This is a genomic window from Thiocystis violacea, from assembly GCF_016583575.1.
In the GTDB taxonomy this organism is placed as follows: Bacteria; Pseudomonadota; Gammaproteobacteria; order Chromatiales; family Chromatiaceae; genus Thiocystis; species Thiocystis violacea.
The window spans coordinates 1-14,488 of sequence record NZ_NRRG01000077.1; the positions used below are offsets into that span (position 1 = coordinate 1).

At 63.1% G+C, this 14,488-nt stretch carries 13 protein-coding genes and 2 pseudogenes; 12 read left to right on the forward strand and 3 right to left on the reverse strand.

Features of this window, described 5'->3' with window-relative positions; translation table 11 throughout:
- Positions 1 to 278: 278 nt before the first annotated feature.
- From CKO27_RS21810 to CKO27_RS21855, 10 genes and pseudogenes are all read left to right on the forward strand, one after another.
- Positions 279 to 2,171: a diguanylate cyclase gene (locus CKO27_RS21810; protein ID WP_200377037.1), complete on the forward strand. Its 1,893-nt coding sequence runs from the start codon at positions 279 to 281 to the stop codon at positions 2,169 to 2,171.
- 203 nt (positions 2,172 to 2,374) lie between these two features.
- Positions 2,375 to 2,725: a nitrous oxide-stimulated promoter family protein gene (locus tag CKO27_RS21815; protein ID WP_200377038.1), complete on the forward strand. Its 351-nt coding sequence runs from the start codon at positions 2,375 to 2,377 to the stop codon at positions 2,723 to 2,725.
- 8 nt (positions 2,726 to 2,733) lie between these two features.
- Positions 2,734 to 3,641, forward strand: a pseudogene (locus tag CKO27_RS21820) (LysR family transcriptional regulator).
- A gap of 230 nt (positions 3,642 to 3,871) precedes the next feature.
- On the forward strand, positions 3,872 to 4,234 hold the full coding sequence (locus tag CKO27_RS21825) for a high-potential iron-sulfur protein (protein ID WP_200377039.1): 363 nt from the start codon (positions 3,872 to 3,874) through the stop codon (positions 4,232 to 4,234).
- A 255-nt stretch (positions 4,235 to 4,489) separates the two neighbouring features.
- Positions 4,490 to 5,338: a hypothetical protein gene (locus CKO27_RS21830; protein WP_200377040.1), complete on the forward strand. Its 849-nt coding sequence runs from the start codon at positions 4,490 to 4,492 to the stop codon at positions 5,336 to 5,338.
- 108 nt (positions 5,339 to 5,446) lie between these two features.
- The gene (gene rlmE / locus CKO27_RS21835; RefSeq protein WP_200377041.1) at positions 5,447 to 6,067 is read left to right on the forward strand and encodes a 23S rRNA (uridine(2552)-2'-O)-methyltransferase RlmE; all 621 of its coding nucleotides are present in this window, start codon (positions 5,447 to 5,449) and stop codon (positions 6,065 to 6,067) included.
- Positions 6,068 to 6,149: 82 nt separating this feature from the next.
- A complete protein-coding gene (ftsH, locus tag CKO27_RS21840; RefSeq protein WP_200377042.1) occupies positions 6,150 to 8,066 on the forward strand; it encodes an ATP-dependent zinc metalloprotease FtsH in 1,917 nt (638 codons plus the stop codon).
- A gap of 4 nt (positions 8,067 to 8,070) precedes the next feature.
- Entirely contained in the window at positions 8,071 to 9,405 is a 1,335-nt protein-coding gene (gene glmM / locus CKO27_RS21845) for a phosphoglucosamine mutase (protein ID WP_200377043.1), read from the forward strand.
- Between the two features lie 14 nt (positions 9,406 to 9,419).
- Positions 9,420 to 9,854, forward strand: coding sequence for an SRPBCC family protein (locus CKO27_RS21850; protein ID WP_200377044.1), 435 nt, complete (start codon positions 9,420 to 9,422; stop codon positions 9,852 to 9,854).
- Positions 9,847 to 10,143 (forward strand): RnfH family protein, encoded by a 297-nt coding sequence (locus CKO27_RS21855; RefSeq protein WP_200377045.1) that lies wholly within the window; start codon positions 9,847 to 9,849, stop codon positions 10,141 to 10,143. The genes CKO27_RS21850 and CKO27_RS21855 overlap by 8 nt, the downstream gene beginning before the upstream one ends.
- 43 nt (positions 10,144 to 10,186) lie before the next feature.
- Here the strand turns inward: CKO27_RS21855 and CKO27_RS21860 are convergent, their stop codons facing one another.
- Entirely contained in the window at positions 10,187 to 10,654 is a 468-nt protein-coding gene (locus tag CKO27_RS21860; RefSeq protein ID WP_242471066.1) for an outer membrane protein assembly factor BamE, read from the reverse strand.
- Positions 10,655 to 10,813: 159 nt separating this feature from the next.
- Here CKO27_RS21860 and fur point away from each other — a divergent pair, with 159 nt between their 5' ends.
- A complete protein-coding gene (gene fur / locus CKO27_RS21865) occupies positions 10,814 to 11,233 on the forward strand; it encodes a ferric iron uptake transcriptional regulator (RefSeq protein WP_200377047.1) in 420 nt (139 codons plus the stop codon).
- A gap of 203 nt (positions 11,234 to 11,436) precedes the next feature.
- Here fur and CKO27_RS21870 read toward each other — a convergent pair whose 3' ends face one another.
- Entirely contained in the window at positions 11,437 to 11,781 is a 345-nt protein-coding gene (locus CKO27_RS21870; protein WP_242471067.1) for a hypothetical protein, read from the reverse strand.
- A 253-nt stretch (positions 11,782 to 12,034) separates the two neighbouring features.
- Here CKO27_RS21870 and CKO27_RS21875 point away from each other — a divergent pair, with 253 nt between their 5' ends.
- Complete coding sequence (locus CKO27_RS21875) at positions 12,035 to 14,245, forward strand: methyl-accepting chemotaxis protein (RefSeq protein ID WP_207281026.1); 2,211 nt, start codon at positions 12,035 to 12,037, stop codon at positions 14,243 to 14,245.
- 133 nt (positions 14,246 to 14,378) lie between these two features.
- On the opposite strand, the pseudogene CKO27_RS21880 reads toward CKO27_RS21875, so the two are convergent.
- Positions 14,379 to 14,488, reverse strand: a pseudogene (locus CKO27_RS21880) (IS110-like element ISSm3 family transposase); the annotation flags it as partial.

The window sequence follows — 14,488 nt, forward strand, 5'->3', positions numbered from 1 at the left end:
TGTGGGACGGGCGGGGAGGGCATCCGAGCAAAGCTAACCGGGCTTCGCGATGAACCGTTTGATCCAGATCAAGCGAACGCCAATCCCGGTCGGCGTTCGGGCCGGCCTCCCGTCGTCCTTTGATCTGTGTCGGCGAGTCGATGACCTGGTCCGCCAAGGTGGAAGCAGGGTGCGCAGGGCCAGACTGGCTTTCGGAATTTCGAGCAGGTACAAGGTTTCCTGGAAATCACCTTAAGCCGTAGTGACGGCCTCACGAGTCGATGCGGAACCGGGAACGGATGAAAGGCAAGCGGGGAGACATCCGAGGGGACGGGGGGCGATCGCGATCCGCTTCGCGGCTCCCCTGGCTGTTCGGGCTGCTCGGGCTATTTTGGGTGGCGGTCAGTCCGACCGCGCCTCTGGTCCCGGAGCCGCGCCTGTCGCTGAGCGAGGAAGAGCGGCTCTATCTGGAACGACTCGGGCCGATCCGCGTTTGCCCCGATCCGGATTGGGAGCCGTTCGAAGCCCTGGATGAACAGGGGAATTTCACGGGGATCGCGATCGATCTGCTCGATCTGATCGCCGGACGGCTTGGGATCGAGTTCCGCTATGTGGTCGCCAGGGATTGGGACGAGGCCGTGGCCCTGTCCAGGGCCGGAGAGGTTCTCATCCTGCCTTTCCTGAATCGGACGGCCGCGCGCGATGAGTGGCTGCTGTTCACCGAGCCGCTGCTGGTGGATCCCAGCGTCTTCATCACCCGCGAGGAGCACCCCTTCATCCCGGACGCGACCCGGTTGACCGACCGATCGATCGTGCTGCCGACGGGAACCTCGGTCGAGGAGCACGTCAGGCGCGATTTTCCCAATCTGAGCATCCTTGGCGTTCCGACCGAAAAGGACGTGTTCCAGGCGGTTTCCAGCCGTCGGGCGGACCTGACGCTCCGCTCCCTGACCGTCGCGGCCTACACCATCCGCAAGGAAGGTCTGTTCAACCTCAAGATCGCCGGGCAGGCGCCGGAACCCTATGTCAACCGACTGCGCATGGGCGTGCTCAAGAGCGAGCCCAGGCTGCGTGACATCCTCGACAGGGCAATCGCCACCATCACGCCGGGCGAGCGCGATCGGATCGTCAACCGTCATGTGAACGTCACCATCGTCAAGCCGATGGACTACGGCTTCATTCTGCGTATCGCCGGGGGCTTGGCCGCGCTGATCGCCCTGTCCTTCTATTGGAATCTGAGACTCAAGAACACCAATGCCGCCTTGCGCGAAAGCGAGCGCAGCAAATCGGTGCTGATCGCCAACCTTCCCGGTGTCGCCTATCGCTGCCGGCATGACCGCGCCTGGACGATGGAATTCATATCCGAGGGATGTCTGGAGCTGACCGGCTACGCAAGCGAGGATTTGCGGCTTAACAAGGCCCTGTCCTATAACGATTTGATCGTTCCGGAGGATCGCGAGCGGATCTGGAGGATCTGGGAGCAAGCCAGATCCCAGGGGCGAGCGGCGCAACTGGAGTACCGGATCATCACGGCGGACGGTCAGGAGAAATGGGTTTTCGAGCGTGGTGTTTTCGTCAATCGCGAAGGGGATGGCCAGGTGCTGGCGATCGAGGGATTGATCATCGACATCACGGCCCGCAAGCGGGCGGAGGAGGAGCTTTACAGGATCTCCACCCAGGACGAACTGACCGGGATCCAGAATAGACGCTCGATCATGCGGCGGCTCGATACGCTGATCGAGGAGCAGGCGCGCGAGCATGACGATTTTTCCGTTGCCCTGATCGACCTGGATTTCTTCAAGAAGATCAACGATACCCACGGTCACTTGGCGGGGGATTTCATCCTGAGTGAATTCGCGGCCATTCTCGTGGCGAATTTTCGGCCCTACGATCTCGTCGGACGCTATGGCGGGGAGGAGTTCATGGTCGTCACTCCGCATAGCGACGGAGGCCAGGCCGAAAGGATGCTGTCAAGGTTGCGGGCCATCATTCATAACCATGTCTTCGATTTCAATGGCGTCGCCTTGAGGATCACCTTCAGCGCGGGCGTGGCTAGCAGCCGTGACCTGGGTGCCGGGGTGACGGTCGCGAACCTGATCGACAGGGCGGACCAGCGTCTCTATCTCGCCAAGGAGCAGGGTCGGGACCGGATCGTCGGTCAAGGTCCGGCATTCGCGACCGGCGGGGCTTGATCAGGCGCCGAACCGGGTTGTCGCGCGCATAGGGTCGCGGTCCCACCGACCTGGGTTCGCGGGCGCTTTTCGAAGGACTGGCCTGGATCGGGGCCGAGCGCCCATTTGACCTGGCTCAAGGCATCGCCCTGGCGCCTGGCCAAGATTGCCGTCGAGTCCGGTCGCCGCCCGGCCAGGCTTCATCCAAACCCCGAGGAGCCCCCATGTCATCCGGCCGTCGCATCACCCGCGAAAAAAAGACCATCGCCGCCATGATGGCGATCTATTGTAGCGATCATCACGGCGCGCGATCGGGACTCTGCGACGGATGCGCGAGTCTGCTCGACCATGCCGAGCGCCGGCTGGATACCTGCCCGTTCCAGGAGGAGAAGCCCGTCTGTAAGGCCTGCGAGGTTCATTGCTACGCGCCGACCAGGCGCGAACGCGTCCGCGAGGTCATGCGTTACGCCGGCCCGCGCATGCTTTGGCCACATCCTATCCTGAGTCTCGGCCACATCCTCGACAAATGGCGCCCCGTGCCCAAGTTGAAGACCCGCAAGCGCGCGGTGGATTAACGCCCGCCATGGACATCGACCAGATCAAGACCTTTCTCGCGGTCGCGGCTCACGGCAGTTTTCTTGAAGCCGCCGCCAGGGTTCATGTGACCCAGTCGACCGTGAGTGCGCGGATCCAGAATCTTGAGCAGGCGCTCGGCGCCCGGTTGTTCGTGCGTAATCGTCTCGGCGCCACGCTTACCCCGGCCGGTCAGCGCTTTCTGAGGCACGCCAAGACCCTGCTGCTGACCTTCGAGCAGGCGCGCCACGACGTGGGTCTGCCAAGCCGATCCCCGCCAGTCTGACGATCGGTGCGCGCATTGCCTTGTGGGATGAGTTTCTCCCGCGCTGGGCTGGGCGCATGCGCGCGGTCGCGCCCGAGGTTTCGCTCAATACCGAGATCGGCTTCGAGGAGGATCTGATGCGCCGCATCATCGCCGGGACCATGGATCTGGCGTTGATGTACAGCCCTCGGCAGGGCGCGGGTATTCAGGTGGAGCATCTGTTCGACGAAACCCTGATCCTGGTCGGTCGCGATCCAGATCAACTGGCCCCGGACGATGACTATGTCTATGTCGATTGGGGGCCAACCTTCTATGCCCAGCATCGCAAGGTCTATCCGGATCTCGAACGACCCGCCCAAACGGCCAACATCGGCTGGCTGGGGTTGCAGCTGATCCTGGCGAGCGGAGGCACCTGTTTCGTCCCCGAACGGGTCGCGGCGGCCTATCTGCGCGGAGGTTGTCTGCATTCGGTTCCGGGGAGTCCGACGCTGTGCCTGCCGGCCTATGTCGTTTATCCGACGCAGAGCGAGTCGAACGTCCTGGAGAGCGCGCTGAGGGTGCTGCGGGCGCTGGTCAGCGAACGGGCGATGGTGCCTGACGCCGGCCGAGGGGCGTTGGATCCCGGAATGCCATCGGGTGGAAGTGGCGGTTAAGGCAGAGACCCGAGGCGAGCTTCGCGGTTCTGGCCTGGCGGGGATGAAAACCAGGGTCGGCGACATGTCCTCTTCGCGTCGGCACTAATTCCGCATCAGGCTGTCAGATGGCGGCTGGTAAGCGGCTCGCCTTTTTGAACCGCCTGTAGCAAAATGGTGGACGGCTTCCGGTGATAGGCCGGGAGTGTCGGAATCACCACACTGTGTCTCATTATGTAGGAGTGACATTCATGTCCGATAAGCCAATCAGCAAGAGCCGTCGCGACGCCGTCAAAGTCATGCTAGGGACCGCGGCCGCTATCCCGATGATCAACATGGTCGGTTTCGGCACCGCCCGCGCCGCGGCCCCCGCCAACGCGGTCACCCCGGACGACGCGACCGCTGTCGCCCTCAAGTACAATCAGGATGCCGCCAAGTCCGAGCGCGCCGCCGCCGCTCGTCCAGGTCTGCCAGCGGATCAGCAGCATTGCGCCAACTGCCAGTTCATGCAGGCCGAGATCGGCGAGGGTGACTGGAAGGGTTGCCAGCTTTTCCCCGGCAAGCTGATCAACATCAACGGCTGGTGCGCGTCCTGGACGCTGAAGGCCGGCTGATCGAAGCAAGATCGACTTTCCAGTCGACTAACGGGGCCTCTGGCCCCGTTTTGCGTTAGCTGTGAAGCCCTTCTCTCCTTCGGGATCGAGCGCGGGCTAGTATTGAAACGTCCGACCCTTGTCCAGCTCCGATCCGTCCCGCGCCGACCGCGAAAGGTCGTATCGCCAGCGGATTCGTGATCCGGGACATCGGGTAAAAGGGCCTCTCGGGCCTCCTTGCCTTTCTATCGTTGCTGTATTCGCGGTACCCCGGTCATGTCTCCTGAAAGTTCCACCGATTTTGCCAATGCCACTCCCTACACGGGCCTGATCCGGACGGATCGCACCACCAGTTCGCGGGTTCGCCTCGCCTTCCTGAGAGGCATCGTCTGGAGCCTGATCGGGATGATCTACGCCCCGCTCTTTACCGGATTGCTCAAACTCATGCAGGGAGCCGGGATCGGGCCTTTCTCCTACATCCTGGCCGCGGGACTGGCCGGAGGCGCGGGCGCGGTGCTCTATGGCGCGCGCGAGCTGGCCATCATGAGCACGGGTATCGGTGCCGCCGCCGGCGTGGCCATCCTGATCCTCTGGCCTGGCGAGGCGACCCTGACCAATACCGTGGTGGTCGCTTCGGTACTGGCCGCTACCGTTGGCTTGACCGTCTCCTTTCCGCGTCGCTGCTCGCGCCATGTTCCCGGCAAACTCCTGGCCGGTGTGATGACGGGCGCCTTTGGCGGGACCGTCCTGGCCATCGCGGAGCCCCTGCATCCCGCCCCGTTCTCCATTTTCGCCGTGCTGGCCTTCCTGGTGAGCGTGAACGGGATTCTCTATGTGGCGAGCGTGAGCTGGTGGGTGGATTTGTCGCGCCGCCTGCGGCTCGAATCCCGCCCCTGTTATCTGATCGAGTCGGCGATCATGGCGATCCTGGCCAGCGTGGCGGCGGGCAGCGTCTGGATGGTGAGCGCACCGCTCCTGAGCGTCGACCAAGGGGCGGCCTGGCAGTTGGCCAGCTTCTCGATGCATCGCGAGATCCAGCTTGCGATCCTGGGCGGCCTGATCGGCGGCGGGACGGCCGGCATTCTGCTTGAGTTCTTCGGTTTTTCCTGGGTGCACGACATCTGAGCCCTTCTGAATTCAAGATGCCCCGGACGGCTTGTGATAGGCTTGCCGGGTCGGCCGTCCACGTTTGGGCGGCCCTAGCTCACACCGAGACCGCGATCCAACCGCTTCATGGCACGCAGCAAATCCAGTCGACGCTGGCTCGACCGGCACCTCAGCGACCCCTACGTCAAGCGCACCCAAGTGGACGGCTATCGTTCGCGCGCGGCCTATAAACTTCTGGAAATCCAGGAAAAAGACCGCATTCTACAGCCTGGGATGCGAGTCGTTGACCTGGGTGCGGCGCCTGGGAGCTGGTCGCAGATCGCGCGCCGTCTCGTGGGTTCGGCGGGGCGGGTGGTCGCGCTGGACATCCTGCCGATGGAGCCACTGGAGGATGTCGTCGTCCTGCAAGGCGATTTTCGCGAAGAGACGATCCTGGCGGGGCTTCGCGAGGCACTGGGCGAGGGGCCGCTGGATCTGGTGCTGTCCGACATGGCCCCCAATATCACGGGAACCTCGGTGGTCGATCAGCCGCGCGCCATGTACCTCGTCGAGCTGGCCCTGGATCTGGCCCGCGAGCAATTGAAACCGGGGGGTGCCCTGGTGGTCAAAATGTTCCATGGCGCAGGCTTCGATGACTACGTGCGCGATCTGCGCGGGAGCTTCCGCCAGGTGACCACGCGCAAGCCCAAGTCGTCCCGTTCGGAGAGCCGGGAGGTGTTCATGGTCGCCAAAGGCTTTCATCCATGAGTCGTCGGTGCTAGCTTTCGTCGTTTGCGTCTAGCAGCCTTTTCACGAGATTCCACAGCAGGGGCCACAAGCCGTGAGTGACATGGCGAAAAATCTGATTCTTTGGGTGGTCATCGCCATCGTGCTGATGTCCGTGTTCAACAATTTCACCACCACCCAATCGACCCCCAAAAGCCTGGACTACTCGGATTTCATCGAGCAGATCAAGCAGGGTAGCGTCAAGGAGGTCACGATTCAGGGCCGCTTGGTCGAGGGTCTCACCGAGACTGGGCAGCGGTTCACCACCTACAGCCCCGGCGACGATGGACTGGTCGGTGATTTGCTCAACAACAACGTCATCATCAAGGCCGCGCCGCCGGAGAAGCCGTCGCTGCTGATGCAGATCCTGATCAACTGGTTCCCGCTGTTGATCCTGATCGGCATCTGGATCCTTTTCATGCGTCAGATGCAGGGCGGAGCCGGTGGCCGAGGGGCCATGTCGTTCGGCAAGAGCAAGGCGCGCATGCTGTCCGAGGATCAGGTGAAGGTGACCTTCCAGGACGTGGCCGGCGCCGAGGAGGCCAAGGAGGAGGTTTCCGAGATGGTCGACTTCCTGCGTGACCCGACCAAGTTCCAGAAGCTCGGTGGCAAGATCCCCAAGGGCGTGCTCATGGTTGGTCCGCCCGGGACCGGCAAGACCCTGCTGGCGCGCGCCATCGCCGGCGAGGCCAAGGTGCCCTTCTTCACCATCTCGGGTTCGGATTTCGTCGAGATGTTCGTCGGCGTCGGCGCCTCGCGGGTGCGTGACATGTTCGAGCAGGCCAAGAAGCACGCCCCCTGCATCATCTTCATCGATGAGATCGACGCGGTTGGCCGTCACCGCGGCGCCGGTCTCGGCGGCGGGCACGACGAGCGCGAGCAGACCCTCAATCAGCTCCTGGTGGAAATGGACGGTTTCGAGGGCAACGAGGGCGTGATCGTGATCGCCGCGACCAACCGGCCGGACGTCCTGGATCCGGCGCTGCTGCGTCCGGGGCGCTTCGATCGTCAGGTCGTGGTGCCGCTGCCGGACGTGCGCGGTCGCGAACAGATCCTCAAGGTCCATATGCGCAAGATTCCGGCCGCCGAGGACGTCAAGGCCTCGATCCTGGCGCGCGGCACGCCCGGCTTCTCGGGCGCCGATCTCGCGAACCTGGTCAACGAGGCGGCGCTCTTCGCGGCTAGGTCCGACAAGAAGATGGTCGATATGCGCGACATGGAGAAGGCCAAGGACAAGATCATGATGGGCGCCGAGCGTCGCTCAATGGTGATGTCCGAGGACGAGAAGCGCCTGACCGCCTATCACGAGTCCGGTCACGCCATCGTGGGTCGTCTGGTGCCGGATCACGATCCGGTGCACAAGGTCAGCATCATCCCGCGCGGGCGGGCGCTCGGCGTGACCCTTTTCCTGCCCGAGGACGATCGTTTCAGTTACAGCAAGCAGCGTCTGGAGAGCAGCATTTCCAGTCTCTTCGGCGGACGGGTCGCCGAGGAACTCATCTTCGGGGTGGAGAGCGTGACCACGGGGGCGCAGAACGACATCCATCGCGCCACCGAGATCGCCCGCAACATGGTGACCAAGTGGGGTCTCTCGGACAAACTGGGTCCGCTCACCTACAGCGAGGAGGAGCAGGAGGTCTTCCTGGGTCATTCGGTCACCCAGCACAAGAGCGTCTCCGACGAGACCTCGCACCTGATCGACGAGGAGATTCGCTGCTTCATCGATCGTAACTACGCCCGCGCGCGGGAGCTTCTGGTCGAGAACATCGACAAGCTCCACGCCATGGCGGCGGCGCTCATCAAGTACGAGACCATCGACGCCTCCCAGATCGACGACATCATGAACGGGCGCGAGCCCCGACCGCCGAGGGATTGGGAGGACGACGAACCCCGTCGACCGGTTGGCACGAAGGGCTCGCTGGACGCCGCCGACCTTCCGGATGATGCCGGCCACGTCGGTCGGCCTGCCGGAGAGCACTGATCCCATGCGACATTATTTCGGGACCGACGGGATCCGCGGGCGGGTCGGTACGGGGATCATCACGCCGGATTTCGTTCTGAAACTGGGTTGGGCCGCCGGACGGGTACTGGGCAACGGTCGCGGCAAGATCCTGATCGGTAAGGACACGCGCATCTCGGGCTATATGTTCGAGTCGGCCCTGGAGGCCGGACTGGTCGCGGCCGGGGTCGATATCCGCCTGCTCGGACCCATGACCACGCCGGGGGTCGCCTATCTCACCCGAACCTTCCGGGCGAGCGCCGGCATCGTCATCACGGCCTCCCATAATCCCTTCGAGGACAACGGGATCAAGTTCTTCTCGGCCGATGGCGACAAACTGCCCGACGAGGTGGAACTGGCGATCGAGGCGGAACTGGAGAAACCCATCCGCACGGTCGAGTCGAGCGCGCTCGGCAAGGTCAAGCGGGTCGATGACGCCAACGGTCGTTACATCGAGTTCTGCAAGAGCACCATCCCCTCGACCATGAACTTTCGTGGCCTCAAGGTGGTGGTCGATTGCGCCAATGGGGCCACCTACAACACCGCACCCTTCGTGCTTGAGGAACTCGGCGCCACCGTGACGCGCCTCGGCACCGAGCCGGACGGTTTCAACATCAACCACGAGGTCGGGTCCACCAAGCCGAACGCCCTGTGCGAGACGGTGGTGCGCGAGGGCGCCCATCTTGGGATCGCCTTCGATGGCGATGGGGACCGTGTCCTCATGTCCGATTCGCGGGGCCGGCTGATCGATGGCGACCAGCTTCTCTACGTCATCGCCAAGTCGCGCCTGCTCGCCGGAGCCATGCGTGGCGAGGTGGTCGGAACCCTGATGAGCAATCTGGGTTTCGAGCACGCCCTCAAGCGGCTCGGGATCGGCTTCGCGCGCACCCAGGTGGGCGACCGCTACATCATGGAGCGGCTCAAGAGCGGCGATGGCATCCTCGGCGGCGAACCCTCCGGGCATATCATCTGTCGGGATCGCACCACGACCGGCGACGGCATCGTCTCCGCGCTTCAGGTGCTGGCGGCGCTCGCGCGTCTCGACACACGGCTCGACGATCTCGGTTCCGAGGTCGAGCTCTATCCCCAGATCCTGCTCAACGTGCGGCTGGACGCGCCGCGCGACATCGTGGGTCTGCCGGCCGTGCGCGACGCGGTGCTCACCGCCGAGCAGGAGCTGGCCGGACGCGGGCGGGTGCTGTTGCGGCCTTCCGGGACCGAGCCACTGGTGCGGGTCATGGTCGAGGGCGTCGACCGCTCGCAGGTCACCCGCCTCGCCGAGAAACTCGCCGATGTCGTGCGCGAGCAGATCACCCTCTAGCACTCGGATGTATCGTGGCTATCGTTAGAAAAAGTGCCTTGGTGTCCCGTTCCGCGTCCCAGATGTTCAACCTCGTCTACGACGTCGGCTCTTATCCCCAATTCCTGCCCTGGTGCCATAGCGCCGAGGTGATCTCCGAGACCGACGAGAAGATCTGCGGGCGGATCGAGGTGCATCGGATGGGGATTCGACAGACCTTCAGTACCTGCAATCGCTTCGAGCGTGACCGGCTGATGCATATCGATCTGCTCGACGGTCCGTTCCGCAAGCTGGTGGGCGCCTGGCGCTTCACGCCGCTGCGCGAGGATGCCTCCAAGGTCGAACTGGAACTGGAATTCGAGTTTTCCGGCCGTCTGATCGACAAGGCCTTCGGCGGGGTCTTCAACCAGATCGCCAACACGCTGGTGGACGCCTTCTGCAAGCGCGCGGAAGAGGTCTACGGTGACTGACTACCTGCGCGTTTCGGTGGCCTATGTTGGCGCTGAGGATGTGCTGCATCGCGTCCTGGAAGCCCGTGCCGGCACTCGCGTCAAGGAGGCGATCGAGCAGAGCGGAATGCTCTCCCGGTTTCCCGAGATCGATCTCGACCTCAATAAGGTGGGCATCTTCGGCAAATTGGTCAAACTCGACCAACCACTGGCGGAAGGGGACAGGATCGAGATCTATCGTCCCTTGATCGCCGATCCGAAAGCGTCGCGCCAGCGGCGCGCCGACGCGATCCAATCGCCGGCGAACTGAGCCAAGGCTAGGTCGCCTGGCCGCGCGACGGTCCCGGCCCGAGCTAGTCCTTGGGTTCCGCGCCGACGGCCTTGAGACCCTTCGTGATCAAGCCCTCGCGCGGCTCGTAATCGGGCACCCGTACCTCCTTCACCCCCGGATCGGGCGACGCGACGCCTTGCGTAGCGGGTCGGACATCGCCGGCGATCCGCGTCAGTAGGTCGTCCTGGAAATAGAGTGTCAGATTGCGCTGGTCCATCGGCTGGTGGCCGCGTTTGATGGTGTAGGTGTAATCCCAGCGATCGGCATGGAAGAAGTCGACCAGCATGGGGGTGCCGAGCACGAAATTGACCTGGCGTTTGGTCATGCCGAGTTGAAGGCTCTTCACCATGTCCTCGGTGAGGATGTTCCCCTGTTGCACGGTCATCCTGTAGACGAAGGGCAGGCCCTCGAGGACCGAGGTTTGGGTCTCGTCTGGTTTTTTATCGCGCGCGCAGCCCACGGCGGCGAACACCACCAGACCACTGATCATCGGTATACTGAAAATCTTTCGCATCTTGCCCTGACAACGACTTTGCGATACACCAAGGCATGATACAGCAGCGTCGGTCCCGGATCACAGGGGGGCGCAAGTCAAAGACGCTGAGGTCGATCCCGAGTGGTCGGATCAGCCCGCGACGTGGAGATTCCATTGGAAAACCAGCAGATCAAACAGGCCGGGCTCAAGGTCACGGCGCCTCGGGTCAAGATCCTGGAAATTCTCGAACAGAGTGGCAAGCGCCACATGAGCGCGGAGGATGTATATAAGGCCCTGCTGAGCCACGACGAAGAGATCGGGCTCGCCACCGTGTATCGTGTGTTGACGCAGTTCGAGGGCGCCGGTCTCGTGTGCCGGCGCCATTTCGAGGGCGGTCAATCCGTCTTCGAACTCAATAGCGGCGAACATCATGACCATCTGGTCTGCGTCAAGTGCGGCAAGATCGTGGAGTTCCTCGACACGACGATCGAAAAACGCCAAGCCAGGATCGCCGCCGAGGAGGGCTTCAAGATCGAGGACCATTCACTCGTGGTCTACGGGGTGTGCCCGGATTGCCAGAAGAAGCGCGGATGATCTTCCGGGAGCACCGCCATGGCCTGATCCTTCGGAGGTGGTGCCCCAATCGAGAGGGTCGGCGCGTGGAGCACCACCACCCCCCGGTATGAGGCGCGAAGGATCCGAGTTGGCGTTCTCGGATGGGCCGCCACCATGTCAGGGCTTGCGCGCCGCGATGCGAAACCGGTCCTCGGATCCATACCGCCGGATCCCGCGCTCCCTTACTTCCTGACGTCCAGGTACTCGCGCTCGATGGCGGTTTCCAGTGCCTGCATGCCCTTGACCAACTCCTCGTAGACGTGCCGCAAGTTTCCAAGACGCTCGATATCGGCGTCGCTCGGATGCCCATCCGGCGCGCTGACACCAATATCGTAGAGCGTTTTCAGGTAATTGGCCCGCGCCTTGGCCACCATCCGGATCACGGGGGTCAGGTCCGACATGCTGAGTTCATGAAGCGTCGGGTTGATGGTCTGGCGATTGATCTCCCGGATTTCGGCATCGATCGCGATCAGCAAACGTCTGTTCTGAGTGGTCATCTCGATTCCCTGGTGGTTGGGTGTTTTCATCAAGGATAGCCTGACTCCGATTGCGCGGGCCACTTGCCCGGTCAGGAGGCCAAGGTCGGCGTAGGGCTTGATGGGCCGAAGCAGGGAAACGTGACAAACCCTACACTTCCAGGTGTCTTCCTTCGAGTACTCTCACTCGCCGTGTCCAGTCTTTGCCTATTGCAAGAAAATATCTGGTCCGGGGGCTGGCTGGAGTCGAGCCAGGCGTCGCTAAATCCTGTTGGGACAAGTCATGAACAGAGACCGCCGCACAATGACCCTCGGGTTATCGTCAAAGCTCTTCATCGTCATGATGACGCTGAATCTCCTCGCCTCGGCGGCCTTCACCCTCTACGCCTATACGGGAGAAAAACGCGCCATCCTGAGCGGGATCGACGACAGGCTGCAAGCCAGCGCCGAGGCTGTGCGTCTGATCGGCGATGCCTTCCACGACCGCCTGGCCAATGCCGAAACGATCGCGCCAGCGGACTACTCCGCCTTCATTGATCGCCTGTCGGTCTTCGCTTCGAAGGCGAAGGTCGAATACCTCTATACGATCATTCGGAAAGAGGATCGGATCCTCTTCACCTCCTCGAGCTACACGGAGGAGGAAAAGGTGAACGAGGATTTCACGAACTTTCTCGATCCCTACGAGGATGCAAGCGATGGTCTCAAGGCGACGTTCGACGATGGCCAGGCGCGCTACGATGAGTACAGCGACCAATGGGGGACTTTCCGCTCGATCTTCGTGCCCGCCAGATCCGCCGCTGGCGTCGACTATGTGATCGGTGTCGACATATCCCTGGCCGGCATCGACGCGATCCTGCGGGCCTCTTTGTTCAATTGCCTGCTGATCGCGCTCCTGGTGTTCGGCCTGGGTCTGCTCCTGCTCTGGGTGATGACACGGCGCCTGATCACCAGACCCTTGCGACAAGTGGTCGGCATCTTCGAGAAAATTGGCGCCGGCGATTACGAAAACCAGTTCGACACCTCGCGCGGTGACGAGATCGGGATGTTGCTGCGGGATCTGTCCGTCATGCAGGACGCGCTCGCCGAGCGTACCGCCGCCGAGCGACAGGTCGCGGACGCCATGCGGCGCGTTACCAGCGCGCTCGACAAGACCTCCACCAGCCTGATGGTGACCGACCACGCGGATCGCGTCATCTATCTGAATCAGAGCTTCATTGGGATGATGCGCGAGGCCGAGACGGATCTACGGCGCGATTGGCCGGATTTCCGAGCGGATGCCTTGATCGGGAGCGGTGTCGCGGAATTCCTGGCGCACTCGGCGGATGCGCCGGATCTCACCGGGCTGGACGATGTTCAGACCAGCCTGATGACATGGGGTGGGCGTACCTTCAGGCTGATCGCCAGTCCGGTCATGGACGAGCAGGGTGGACGGCTCGGTAAGGTCATGGAGTGGCTCGATCGGACCGCCGAGGTGGCCGCCGAGGCGGAGTTGGACGGTCTGCTCAAGGCGGTCGCGGGTGGTGATTTCAGCCGGCGTCTCGGTCTGGATGACAAAGAGGGTTTCTTCCGTGATCTGGCCGCCGGCATGAACGATCTCACGGGGATCGTCGCCAGTGTGCTGGAGGAACTCGCCACGGTTCTGAACGCGCTGGCGCGCGGTGACCTCGGTCAGCGCGTCGAATCCCACTACGAGGGTCGATTCGCCGATCTGAAGCAGGACACCAACGCGACCGTCGAGCATTTGACGCATCTGGTCGGGCGGATCCAGGAGGCCACGGATCGGATCCATGCCGCTGTTAGGGAAATGGCGGTTGGGAACGCGGATTTGTCCGCGCGTACCGAGGAGCAGGCACACAGCCTGACCGAGACGGCCAGTGCCATCGCGGATTTCAATGCCGCGATCGAGCACAACGCCCGGAATGCGCGGAGGGCCGGCGATCTGACCCATCGCGCCCATGAACAGGCCGCCGCCGGTGGTCGTCTCGTCGGGCAGGTGGTCGCGACCATGGATGGGATCCAGGCGTCCAGCCGGAGCATGGCCGACATCATCGGGGTGATCGACAGTATCGCCTTCCAGACCAACATCCTCGCCCTCAACGCGGCGGTGGAGGCCGCCAGGGCCGGCGAGCAGGGACGCGGCTTCGCCGTGGTCGCCTCGGAGGTCAGGGGGCTGGCCCAGCGCAGTGCCCAGGCCGCGAAGGAGATCCGGGATCTGATCGGCGATTCGGTGGCGAGGGTCGGCGACGGGGTCCGGTTGGTGGAGGAGGTGGGTTCGGCGATGGACGCGATCCTGTCCTCGTTCGAGCAGGTGGTGGGTCTGGTGACCGAGATCGCCACCGTCGGTGGTGAGCAGGATGCCGGAATCCGTCAAGTCGGCCAGTCGATCGTTCAGTTGGACGAAATGACCCAGCGTAACGCGGCCCTGGTCGAGGAGGCCGCCGCGGGGGCGGAGAGTCTGGAGACTCAGGCCAGGGACCTCAGCCAGGCGGTGGCCATGTTCAGGATCGGCCAGTGAACCGGCCAATCAAACCGGCGTTCGTCCCGACCGCGAGCCTCTGGGGTTCGGCGATTCATCGAAATCTCCAGGTTGAAACCTCCCCCTTCAGGGGGATCATGCCGCACGCACGGGAGAGCAACTGTGTTTCAGGTCAAGCGGTTTTCCCATGAGCAGGATCCCAGTGCGCCTGATCGCGCAGCATGGCGTTGACGATGGTGAGGAGCTTGCGCATGCACGCCACGAGGGCCACCTTGGCGACCT

Bases quoted from the DNA above. Each gene is read 5' to 3' on its own strand.
- CKO27_RS21810 (WP_200377037.1), top strand. From the start codon at position 279: ATGAAAGGCAAGCGGGGAGACATCCGAGGGGACGGGGGGCGATCGCGA.
- CKO27_RS21815 (WP_200377038.1), top strand. From the start codon at position 2,375: ATGTCATCCGGCCGTCGCATCACCCGCGAAAAAAAGACCATCGCCGCC.
- CKO27_RS21825 (WP_200377039.1), top strand. From the start codon at position 3,872: ATGTCCGATAAGCCAATCAGCAAGAGCCGTCGCGACGCCGTCAAAGTC.
- CKO27_RS21830 (WP_200377040.1), top strand. From the start codon at position 4,490: ATGTCTCCTGAAAGTTCCACCGATTTTGCCAATGCCACTCCCTACACG.
- rlmE (WP_200377041.1), top strand. From the start codon at position 5,447: ATGGCACGCAGCAAATCCAGTCGACGCTGGCTCGACCGGCACCTCAGC.
- ftsH (WP_200377042.1), top strand. From the start codon at position 6,150: ATGGCGAAAAATCTGATTCTTTGGGTGGTCATCGCCATCGTGCTGATG.
- glmM (WP_200377043.1), top strand. From the start codon at position 8,071: ATGCGACATTATTTCGGGACCGACGGGATCCGCGGGCGGGTCGGTACG.
- CKO27_RS21860 (WP_242471066.1), bottom strand. From the start codon at position 10,654: ATGATCAGTGGTCTGGTGGTGTTCGCCGCCGTGGGCTGCGCGCGCGAT.
- CKO27_RS21870 (WP_242471067.1), bottom strand. From the start codon at position 11,781: ATGAAAACACCCAACCACCAGGGAATCGAGATGACCACTCAGAACAGA.
- CKO27_RS21875 (WP_207281026.1), top strand. From the start codon at position 12,035: ATGACCCTCGGGTTATCGTCAAAGCTCTTCATCGTCATGATGACGCTG.